This window comes from Microcystis sp. M179S2 (assembly GCF_020245805.1).
Lineage (GTDB): Bacteria > Cyanobacteriota > Cyanobacteriia > Cyanobacteriales > Microcystaceae > Microcystis > Microcystis aeruginosa.
The window spans coordinates 1-8,332 of record NZ_JADBUE010000304.1 but is presented as its reverse complement, the minus strand read 5'-3'; the positions used below and the strand labels follow the sequence as shown (position 1 = coordinate 8,332).

The 8,332-nt window shown below is 41.1% G+C and carries 15 protein-coding genes, 1 tRNA gene and 1 pseudogene; 9 read left to right on the top strand and 8 right to left on the bottom strand.

The window, feature by feature from the left end:
• A partial coding sequence (locus tag IM500_RS18975) for a helix-turn-helix domain-containing protein (protein ID WP_287739330.1) occupies nt 1-176 on the bottom strand: 176 nt, incomplete at its 3' end.
• 91 nt (nt 177-267) lie between these two features.
• Here IM500_RS18975 and yidD point away from each other — a divergent pair.
• Entirely contained in the window at nt 268-498 is a 231-nt protein-coding gene (gene yidD / locus IM500_RS18970) for a membrane protein insertion efficiency factor YidD (RefSeq protein WP_190719708.1), read from the top strand.
• Between the two features lie 154 nt (nt 499-652).
• Here yidD and IM500_RS18965 read toward each other — a convergent pair whose 3' ends face one another.
• On the bottom strand, nt 653-1,411 hold the full coding sequence (locus tag IM500_RS18965; RefSeq protein ID WP_190719705.1) for an LmeA family phospholipid-binding protein: 759 nt from the start codon (nt 1,409-1,411) through the stop codon (nt 653-655).
• 198 nt (nt 1,412-1,609) lie between these two features.
• Between IM500_RS18965 and IM500_RS18960 the strand changes: the two genes are divergently transcribed.
• Nucleotides 1,610-2,749 (top strand): ferrochelatase, encoded by a 1,140-nt coding sequence (locus IM500_RS18960; protein WP_287739329.1) that lies wholly within the window; start codon nt 1,610-1,612, stop codon nt 2,747-2,749.
• A gap of 88 nt (nt 2,750-2,837) precedes the next feature.
• A tRNA-Arg gene (locus IM500_RS18955) sits at nt 2,838-2,910 on the top strand.
• 270 nt (nt 2,911-3,180) lie between these two features.
• Here IM500_RS18955 and IM500_RS18950 read toward each other — a convergent pair.
• The 4 genes from IM500_RS18950 to IM500_RS18935 all read right to left on the bottom strand — a co-directional run bounded on the left by IM500_RS18950 (nt 3,181) and on the right by IM500_RS18935 (nt 4,984).
• Nucleotides 3,181-3,369, bottom strand: a complete 189-nt coding sequence (locus IM500_RS18950; RefSeq protein WP_002783384.1) for a hypothetical protein — start codon at nt 3,367-3,369, stop codon at nt 3,181-3,183.
• A gap of 587 nt (nt 3,370-3,956) precedes the next feature.
• On the bottom strand, nt 3,957-4,319 hold the full coding sequence (locus tag IM500_RS18945) for a DUF5615 family PIN-like protein (RefSeq protein WP_190719700.1): 363 nt from the start codon (nt 4,317-4,319) through the stop codon (nt 3,957-3,959).
• Nucleotides 4,294-4,593: a hypothetical protein gene (locus IM500_RS18940; RefSeq protein WP_190719698.1), complete on the bottom strand. Its 300-nt coding sequence runs from the start codon at nt 4,591-4,593 to the stop codon at nt 4,294-4,296. The genes IM500_RS18945 and IM500_RS18940 overlap by 26 nt, the downstream gene beginning before the upstream one ends.
• Nucleotides 4,594-4,717: 124 nt before the next feature.
• On the bottom strand, nt 4,718-4,984 hold the full coding sequence (locus IM500_RS18935) for a HigA family addiction module antitoxin (protein WP_242034529.1): 267 nt from the start codon (nt 4,982-4,984) through the stop codon (nt 4,718-4,720).
• Nucleotides 4,985-5,210: 226 nt separating this feature from the next.
• On the opposite strand from IM500_RS18935, the gene IM500_RS18930 reads away from it, so the two are divergent.
• Nucleotides 5,211-5,447, top strand: coding sequence for a hypothetical protein (locus tag IM500_RS18930; RefSeq protein ID WP_008202209.1), 237 nt, complete (start codon nt 5,211-5,213; stop codon nt 5,445-5,447).
• Nucleotides 5,447-5,899 (top strand): type II toxin-antitoxin system VapC family toxin, encoded by a 453-nt coding sequence (locus tag IM500_RS18925; RefSeq protein ID WP_002750618.1) that lies wholly within the window; start codon nt 5,447-5,449, stop codon nt 5,897-5,899. The genes IM500_RS18930 and IM500_RS18925 overlap by 1 nt, the downstream gene beginning before the upstream one ends.
• A gap of 202 nt (nt 5,900-6,101) precedes the next feature.
• Here IM500_RS18925 and IM500_RS18920 read toward each other — a convergent pair whose 3' ends face one another.
• Nucleotides 6,102-6,311 carry a type II toxin-antitoxin system RelE family toxin gene (locus IM500_RS18920; protein WP_002798168.1) on the bottom strand — a complete coding sequence of 70 codons (210 nt, stop codon included), beginning with the start codon at nt 6,309-6,311 and terminating at the stop codon, nt 6,102-6,104.
• Complete coding sequence (locus tag IM500_RS18915) at nt 6,304-6,549, bottom strand: hypothetical protein (RefSeq protein WP_002734321.1); 246 nt, start codon at nt 6,547-6,549, stop codon at nt 6,304-6,306. Before IM500_RS18915 ends, IM500_RS18920 begins: the two co-directional genes overlap by 8 nt.
• 280 nt (nt 6,550-6,829) lie before the next feature.
• Here IM500_RS18915 and IM500_RS18910 point away from each other — a divergent pair, with 280 nt between their 5' ends.
• The 4 genes and pseudogenes from IM500_RS18910 (at nt 6,830) to IM500_RS18895 (ending at nt 8,214) form a co-directional block, all read left to right on the top strand.
• On the top strand, nt 6,830-7,198 hold the full coding sequence (locus IM500_RS18910; protein ID WP_190719693.1) for a hypothetical protein: 369 nt from the start codon (nt 6,830-6,832) through the stop codon (nt 7,196-7,198).
• 164 nt (nt 7,199-7,362) lie between these two features.
• Nucleotides 7,363-7,458, top strand: a pseudogene (locus IM500_RS18905) (PEP-CTERM sorting domain-containing protein); the annotation flags it as partial.
• A gap of 165 nt (nt 7,459-7,623) precedes the next feature.
• A complete protein-coding gene (locus tag IM500_RS18900; protein WP_287739327.1) occupies nt 7,624-7,878 on the top strand; it encodes a hypothetical protein in 255 nt (84 codons plus the stop codon).
• A complete protein-coding gene (locus tag IM500_RS18895) occupies nt 7,879-8,214 on the top strand; it encodes a type II toxin-antitoxin system PemK/MazF family toxin (RefSeq protein WP_002768260.1) in 336 nt (111 codons plus the stop codon). It begins immediately after the preceding gene.
• Nucleotides 8,215-8,332: the final 118 nt, after the last annotated feature.

The following is an 8,332-nucleotide window of genomic DNA, read 5'->3' as shown; positions in this document are numbered from 1 at the left end:
TCGGTTAGCATTGAAGAAGTTTCAGTATATCCTACTCTTTCTTGTCTTTCGTACCAAGCTTGTGTTCTGAGATGGAGAGCTTTATTGTAAACTAATCTTACACAGCCCAAGGTGCGCCGCAATAGCGACTCTTGTGTTGGTGTGGGGTAAAATCGGTAAGAATAGGCTTTTTCCATGTCTCACATTTTAGCATATATTTCGTAAATGTTCTAATATTTAACAGTAAAGCCGTCGTAGAACGACGGGGTTTCAGACCCAAAATTTTCGATGAAAGGAATTTTTATTGGCTTAATTAAGGGATATCGACGGTTTATTTCGCCGCTATTTCCCCCTTCCTGTCGTTTTCAACCCACCTGTTCCCAGTATGCCATAGCAGCGATCGAGCGCTTTGGTGTGCTGCGCGGTTCTTGGTTAGCAATTAAGCGTATTCTCCGTTGTCATCCTTTTCACCCCGGAGGTTACGATCCTGTGCCTCCCTGTAGCCACAAGCACGATTGAAACCTACAGCAGTTATCTCAATGGTGAGATACGAGGTTTTCGTTTTGGGGATTCAGGAGTCAGGATTCAGGAGTCAATACCAAATTAGGTTATACTTCATTTTTAGGGTAAAGTCTGTAAGACTCTTGATATTTTTAGACCCGTTGATGGTTGCCTATTTTCTTTGGGGAAAACGCTCGATATCGGCGATACCATAAAAGATGATCTGTTTATCTTTTAAACGTAGTCGATCGACTCTTAATTGAGTACCATCGAGAGCAAATTTATCTAAATCCATAAGGTTGTTAACGTGGCTGATTAAAGCTTCTCCTAAAGCTTTCGATCTTTCGTCCCCTTGATAAACCACATCAACAAATTGAATTTTTCGCCGTTCTTCCACAACCACAGCAGTGGTCATTTCTAGAAGAATTGGTTCTTCTTCTCCCAATTTAATTAGACTTTTCAGAGTTAAAGTTTTATCGTCATTGAGAATTAATTCCGTATTCTGACAGTGAATTGATTTACCTTCGTACTCTAATCTTTGCAGTTTTTCGACAATAAAAGGTGTATTAAAAGAGGTGGTTAAGTCTTCTTCCGTTAAAACTACCCGCAAAGTGGCCCGCGTCGGTTGACGGAGTTTTACCTGTCCGGTAAAAATGGCACTAAAATCGATCGCCACCGCTTGCACATACAATTCCATGGCTTCGATGCGTAGGCCATTGTACATCAGCATCGACTGACCGATAAAGTCAAAACCGTCGATACTGCCTTGCAGTAATTTGGCCACGGGTTCGGCGCGGACAGTGGCTTTCAGCTTGCCTGTCCGTTTGAATAATGCAGCGATCGCAGCACTCACCGCCTTACTGATGAGTTGATCGCCGCTCTGATTGGGAAAAGGTAAGCTACCAAACACGCCTGCTGTCATATCTCTCATAGGTGGGACTACAACGATCTTAACATTATTTAAAGTTTCTTTACATCTCGTTTTATTAATCAGGATGATAAGCAATCTGTATGATTCTGTAGAGGTTATAAATTTTTAGCGGTCTATCCCGTGCTAGGGGATAGGATAGAAAAGTGCTACTATCCCAGTGATATAGCGTTTTTCACTTAGAAAATCGGGGTTAAAAACGTGGTTGCCATTTCAGATCAACAACAGTTAGCCGCTACCCACAACCACAGCGATCGAGTGGCGGTATTATTAATGGGATACGGGGAAGTGGAGAGTTATGAGGACTTTGCCAACTATAATGAACAGGCCTTAAATTTGCTGACGGCTAAGTTCGCTCCTGTACCGACTTGGGTTTATCCTCCCCTAGCGAAATTATTGGCCCTATTTGACCTACACGAATGGCAGCACCAGCATAATCACTTTATTTCGCCCCATAACCACATTTTCGAGCATCAAAGACAGGAAATCGAGCGCAATTTACAGGCAAAATGGGGTAATCGGGTGGAGGTATTCAAAGCGTTTAACTTCTGCGCGCCTTTTTTACCGGCACAGGTGTTAACGGAAATCCGCGAACGGGGATTCGAGAAAATTTTGATCTATCCTCTCCTCGTTGTTGATTCTATCTTTACCAGTGGCATTGCGATCGAACAAGTTAACAAAGCTTTAGCTCAAGGACAAACGGGGGAACATTGGGTTAAAGGATTGCGCTATATTCCCTCGTTTTATAACCAACCCGCTTATATAGATTTAATGGCGCGGTTAGTGGAGGAAAAAATCGCGGCCGAGGTAGCTAGTAGCTGTCTTCCCTCGCAAATTGGCATTATTTTAATGAATCACGGTTGTCCCCACGAAGCTAAGGGATTTACGTCGGGAATCGATGAAAGTCAAGCTTTATACGAGTTAGTCCGGGAAAAATTAATCTATCGTTATCCCTTGATTTCTGTGGGTTGGTTAAATCACCAAACCCCCTTAATTAAATGGACGCAACCGAATGCAGAGTTAGCGGCGAAGAATTTGATTGAATTAGGGGCCAAAGCCTTAATTTTCATGCCGATTGGCTTTGCTACGGAAAATCACGAAACTTTACTGGATGTGGAGCATATTATCGAAGCTTTACGCCGCAAACACGACCAAGTTAATTATGTGCAGATGGCCTGTGTCAACGATAATCCCGAATTTTGCCGGATGGTCGCCGATTGGGCCGAGGAACATATCGAAGCTTTGCTATCACAAGAGGCTTTATCTGTCAATAGTTCTGTAACAATTCCTCACATTCATTCCGATCACCATCATCACCACGGACACCACCACCATCATTAAGCTTGGACAGTGGCAAAGAGGGGCAACGGCGAAAATTAGTCCTACCACTTGTCACTTTTGGAAGTATAATCTATAATTGTGCTTTCCTGGGTACGTAGCTCAATGGATAGAGCATCCGCCTTCTAAGCGGACGGTTGTAGGTTCGATCCCTACCGTACCCGTTATTGTTAAGTAGGGATTGGAAATTCTCTCCTATCGTCCCAGGGACAATCGCTTTGATGCGGTGAGCGTCGAATTAGGTCAGTTGAATCCCGTCGGTTGATATTAATTGTGTTTAATTTAGTTTGCGATCGAGTTGAGGATCAGTCAAGGGAGAAGGCAAAGGCGAATAGGACGTACTGCGCCACAATATCTCACGGAATGAGGATATACAGCCTGAGAAGGAGTAAAACAAGAGAAACTACCTGAAACTCCTTCTTCTGTGCATCCCTCTATTTAATAGTTTGCCCTCTTTGCAATAGCCTTTCTCGTCTCTTTTGACGGGATTCTGTTTCCAGTTGGGCGAGTATATCGTCTAAAAAAAGATTATAAAGCTCAATCTGGCGGTTAGTTTCCCGTAAGCTTTCAAGACATTGTTTTCTCGTTGCTTCATCGGGATAGGAGGTGCGGTAAGTCATCATAAGTTCCATTGCCTCTTTACTTCATCAACACTAGCACTAACAGCATCCACACTGGCTGTTCCTTGCAAAATCGCTCTTTCTAACATCTCTAGCATCGTATTTGAGAGAGTCGGCTGCTCTTGTAAAATTCTCAGCAGGATATTATTAATTCGGGAGTAGGAATTAGTTACCCTCTCTCTGGCATTAGATAATTCTTCTAATTCTGATAATGTCCGTTCATTTTCCCCATATTCTGTAAAAAGTTGCCATTCCGTTGCCGATGCCTACTCTATCTGATCCGCTAGTTGACGCAGTAGATCAAAAATGCTCGTTAAGGTTTCCTCCGGTAATGTAGCCATATTCAATTATTTCTATTATCCCCAGTCTATCATCTGGTTGGTAAGAGGTAATCCTGTTTAATTTAGTTTGCGATCGAGTTGAGGATCAGTCAAGGGAGAAGGCAAAGGCGAATCCGACACACTGCGCCACAATATCTCACGGAATGAGAATAGTTCGCCTGAGAAGGAGTAAAACAGGGGAAAGGAAGCGATCGCTAGTGTGAGAGATATATAACTTAAGATTTGTGACGCAATCGCTACAAAGCAGAATTAATAGTTCCAGTGGTTCAGGGAAATGAACTGATTGGTCAGAGGGACGTTAGCAGTTTCCAGATTGGCGATCGCATTGACAATTGCCTTGAAGTCCATATTTTTAAAGCGGTTAGCGTTACGGTAAACCGCTAAGACCCCAGAATGGCTTGGATTGGCTTGGTGCAACTCTTCAAAGTCATCGCAGTTATGAGTTAGCAGAATCCGATTTTCCTGTATGGCATAGTCAAGTACGACATCATCTGTGCAGCCAGTCAAACCAATTTTATTGATCGTCAGTACGTCATGACCAGCAGCCGTAAGTAACTTAACCAGAAGTTGGGATTGCGAGTCCTCATCAAGCAATAATCTTAGGCTCAACACTAATCCCCTTTGCTTCCAGACGGTGGCGTTCTTCTTCTGCTTCTTGCTTGAGTAGCTGCTGATTAGCCTCGCAGTAGTCAATTGCCTCATAGATAGCAGCCAAAGGTAACTCCCAATTAAGAGCTGCTTCTTGAGGAGTCATATCGTTGACAATCATATCTGACCAGACATCAAAAGCTTTCAGCCTCCTACCTTGAAAACAAAGCTGTTGTCGCCAGGAATGAGGACGTTTCTCTAAATACTGCCATTGAGTTTTCGCTACGTTGGTGGTCATGCTGATGCCTTGATCAAAGCTGGTATCCCTAGTTTATCAGCTACAGAAGCAGCGCACCGTCGAAGGCGGCTCTCTTCGAGATCGCACTAACCCAATGTTGTTTGGTGTTGTAACCCAATCGGATTCACAAAATTCTATCTTCCGGTTTTTTAACCTCAGCAAGATCGTAATTCATCTGGAGGCGCAGCCAGAAAGCAGGGGTGCTACCGATTGTCTTTGACAAACGCACAGCCATTTCTGGGGAAATCCCCGGTTTGCCATTGATTAGGTTAGATAGTCTAGAGCGTGACACGTTCAGCATTTTTGCCGCAGCTGTAACGGTCAATTCAAGCTCTTCAATCGAACTTTTGACAATTCTGCCCGGATGTACGGGATTTTTCCGGGTCATCATGTTTTTTCCCTCAATGATAATCTACAAGGTCAATGTCGAGAGCGTTTCCATCTTCAGCCATCACCCATCCTCAAAATCCCCAAATCACTGAAAATCCTGATGCTGACAAGGAAGTAGTGCAGATACCAGCGTAAGCCATGAGGGAGAGGAATATAAAGATTTATTAAATATAGAGAAATTGCGGCATGAGATATGATTGATCTGGTTGCCTATTAGTCTAAGTCAAATGAACATTGAACAAGTTATCATTAAAAACCTAAGAAAACTTCCCTTAGAAAAACAACAAGAAGTGTTATCCTTCACCGAATCTCTCACCTCAAGAATTTCCCTCCCTTCCCCAGATTATAGTCTCACTCCCCAGGAAAAAGCTCAAAAATGGCAGAAAGTAATCGCTAAACTTCCTAAAACAAGTGCGAATTTACCTGATGAAGCTTTACACCGTGACACTATGTATGAAGACTAATGACTCAATATTTACTGGATACTAACATTTTGCTTCGGGCGGCTGATACGTCTTCAGCAACTTATTCTCTTGCTAATAATGTAATTACTCAAATCGTTGAAACAGCTAATGAATGTGTTATTATTCCTCAAGTTTTAATTGAATTTTGGGTAGTTGCAACCCGCCCCCTTGATGTTAATGGTTTAGGTTGGACTCCAGCACAAGCTACAAATTATGTCAATGATTTATTAGATAACTTTACATTAATTGCAGAAACGCCGGATATTTTTCCCCTTTGGTTTCAATTAGTCACCATCTACAACATTAAAGGAAAACGCACTCATGATATTAGGCTTCTTGCTGTTATGAAAGCTTCTAACATTACCCATTTATTAACCTTTAATCCTGATGACTTTATCCCTATTCCCAATATTACCATCGTTCATCCTCAAGATTTCATTAATTCCCAATAATTAGGCAGCAAATACGACATACCGCACCACAATCCCTCACGGAAGGCGATAGGTCGCCTGAGAAGGAGTAAAACAGTGGAAAACGCATGAAATTCCTTCCTCTGTGAATCACTGTCTTATGGCGAAAGGAGAAACAGCAGTCTAGAAAAGAGTTCTGGTATTATTTATAGACATCGCCGCGAGGTTTAATAGTTGTAATGATCTATAGATTGTTGTCTCTATCTTCAAAAAACAACACTCGATACTTACCTACTCGCAATCTTAGTTCATCTCTTCCGTAAAGGGGTTTAATATCTAATTTTGTAGAATCCGAAATCAAAGTATCCAAAGCTTCAAGAAGACGAATTTGATCATTTTTAGGCATCCTTTCTAAGTAGCGTTCTGCTTGTCTAAGTAGAATATAATCAGCCAAGTTTATCTCCAAATAATTTGTATTTTAATTCTGTTGAAGTGATTCCAGTATCTCGACCGGATAAATAATCTTGCCATGCTGCTTGGCTTTCAGCAAGTTCTTCGGCTGGAATGATCTCATCGTCATCTTTTGGCGCTACGGTCGGCTTGATGATAGTTTTTAAATCCTCTAAAAGTCGCAACTTATCCGTAAGGGGAAGATTCTCTATTTGGCTGAGGATTTCATAGTAAGTTGTCATAGACCTTGATCGTATCAGATAATCCAAACACACCTCAAATAATACCACATCCAGATACTAACCAAAAATGGTAAAAACGGTGGGCTGTTCACAACCGACTTGGTTCTGCGGTTTCTTTATCGGGATTAAGAAAGGAATATAAAGATTTATTAAACTGTAGCTTTTGATACAGTTATGGGGGGGGGAGTGTGTATGCTTCTGCTATCTCCCTTTGGTGTTGGGTTGGGCTGTTGCTTGACCTCGCCGCGAGGGGGCGATCGCACTTTGAGGAGATACATTAATGAAAACAAGTGTAATATACATAACGGCTGTATTAACTTTATTGGGACTAACTGTGTCTCGACAAGCTAAAACATTTAACTTAAGTGAAAACAAAGACTTTTTAATAGCTCAATCTGGTCAAGTATATAAGTGTATAAATGATCATGGCATATTTTCGATAGTGCCAGGTATTCCTGGTGCAACTTCCAGTAGGGTTAGTTGCCTGATCCCCGTGAAATCGGTAAAAAGATGTATGTACAAAAGATTTCTTGATAAAACTTTCCATCGTTGTTCTTTAGCCATACCAGCTTTAGATGGTGTTCCAGTCAATACATATTATTCCATAGGAACAACTGCGGGACTCACAACATTGTTTACTATCGATTAATTTACAGGAATATCTATCCATGTATCGATTAGTGTGGGAATCTCTGATACCTCAATATTTTTGAGAACTTGTTTCATGGCTTAAGTAGGTGCATCTTCATCTTTTATTGTACCTTATCTAATCATATCTACATATCTAATAGTGTTCCTCAAATTATAACTTTCCTCCTCGCTCTCGGCACTATCGGCGCAGCTTCAACCCTCAAGCGCAAACTGAAGCCATCCAAGTCCTCAGAAAAAGAAACCACAAAAGTAGGCTAAATTGCTCATCAAAAATAACATAAATGCCCCTTCATTCAGTCAGTTGAGGGGTTATTTTTTGTCTATTGTTTATTGTCTATTATTTAATTGTTGCTAACTAATTGACAACAAGAGCGTTTTTTATGGTAGAATAGTTAGACTTGTGTAAATATAGTAAAAGTTGAAATGTCTATCACCCATATTAATAATCTTCAAGACCAGATTTTGCAAAGTATTAAGACTTTACCGCTAGAAAAACAGCAACAAGTCCTTGAATTCGCTCAATCCTTACAAAAAAATTCACGTTTTCAGAAATGGGACAATATTTCAGATGCAGAAGCACAATCGTTACAAAATGAATTTGCTCAAGAGGATATTAGCTTTTCAGAAAGTATTTTACCCGATTATTTATCTCACCTTGAACAAGAGGATAAGAAATAAATGCGAGGCGATATTTATCTAGCTGATTTGAATCCGAGTCGTGGTTCAGAACAAGCCGGTATTCGACCTGTTATTATTGTCCAACATAACAATATCGATCGCTTCACTAGCACTGTTGTTGTAATTCCATTAACCAGTAATTTACGTCGCGCACAAATCCCTGGAACAATGGTTATTCCCGCAGGACAAGGAGGCTTAAATCAGGAATCAGTAGCTTTATGTTATCAAATTGTTGTTATTGATAGACAACGACTTCAACGACAGTTGGGGACACTTTCTTCTAGTTATTTACAGCAATTGGAAGAGGCGATGCGATACACATTAGATTTAACATAAAACACTAATAGGAATGTTTAATTAGGGTTTGCTGAAAAAGTACGGGCGAAGCATTCGGGCAATAACCTATCGGTGAAACCGTAGATTTTTTATCCGAATGCTTCGCCCCTACAGGACG

Coding starts and splice junctions, on each gene's coding strand:
- IM500_RS18910 (WP_190719693.1), top strand. CDS start 6,830: ATGAAAACAAGTGTAATATACATAACGGCTGTATTAACTTTATTGGGA.
- IM500_RS18925 (WP_002750618.1), top strand. CDS start 5,447: ATGACTCAATATTTACTGGATACTAACATTTTGCTTCGGGCGGCTGAT.
- IM500_RS18940 (WP_190719698.1), bottom strand. CDS start 4,593: ATGACCACCAACGTAGCGAAAACTCAATGGCAGTATTTAGAGAAACGT.
- IM500_RS18950 (WP_002783384.1), bottom strand. CDS start 3,369: ATGATGACTTACCGCACCTCCTATCCCGATGAAGCAACGAGAAAACAA.
- yidD (WP_190719708.1), top strand. CDS start 268: ATGAAAGGAATTTTTATTGGCTTAATTAAGGGATATCGACGGTTTATT.
- IM500_RS18900 (WP_287739327.1), top strand. CDS start 7,624: ATGTCTATCACCCATATTAATAATCTTCAAGACCAGATTTTGCAAAGT.
- IM500_RS18965 (WP_190719705.1), bottom strand. CDS start 1,411: ATGAGAGATATGACAGCAGGCGTGTTTGGTAGCTTACCTTTTCCCAAT.
- IM500_RS18915 (WP_002734321.1), bottom strand. CDS start 6,549: ATGACAACTTACTATGAAATCCTCAGCCAAATAGAGAATCTTCCCCTT.
- IM500_RS18930 (WP_008202209.1), top strand. CDS start 5,211: ATGAACATTGAACAAGTTATCATTAAAAACCTAAGAAAACTTCCCTTA.
- IM500_RS18935 (WP_242034529.1), bottom strand. CDS start 4,984: ATGATGACCCGGAAAAATCCCGTACATCCGGGCAGAATTGTCAAAAGT.
- IM500_RS18895 (WP_002768260.1), top strand. CDS start 7,879: ATGCGAGGCGATATTTATCTAGCTGATTTGAATCCGAGTCGTGGTTCA.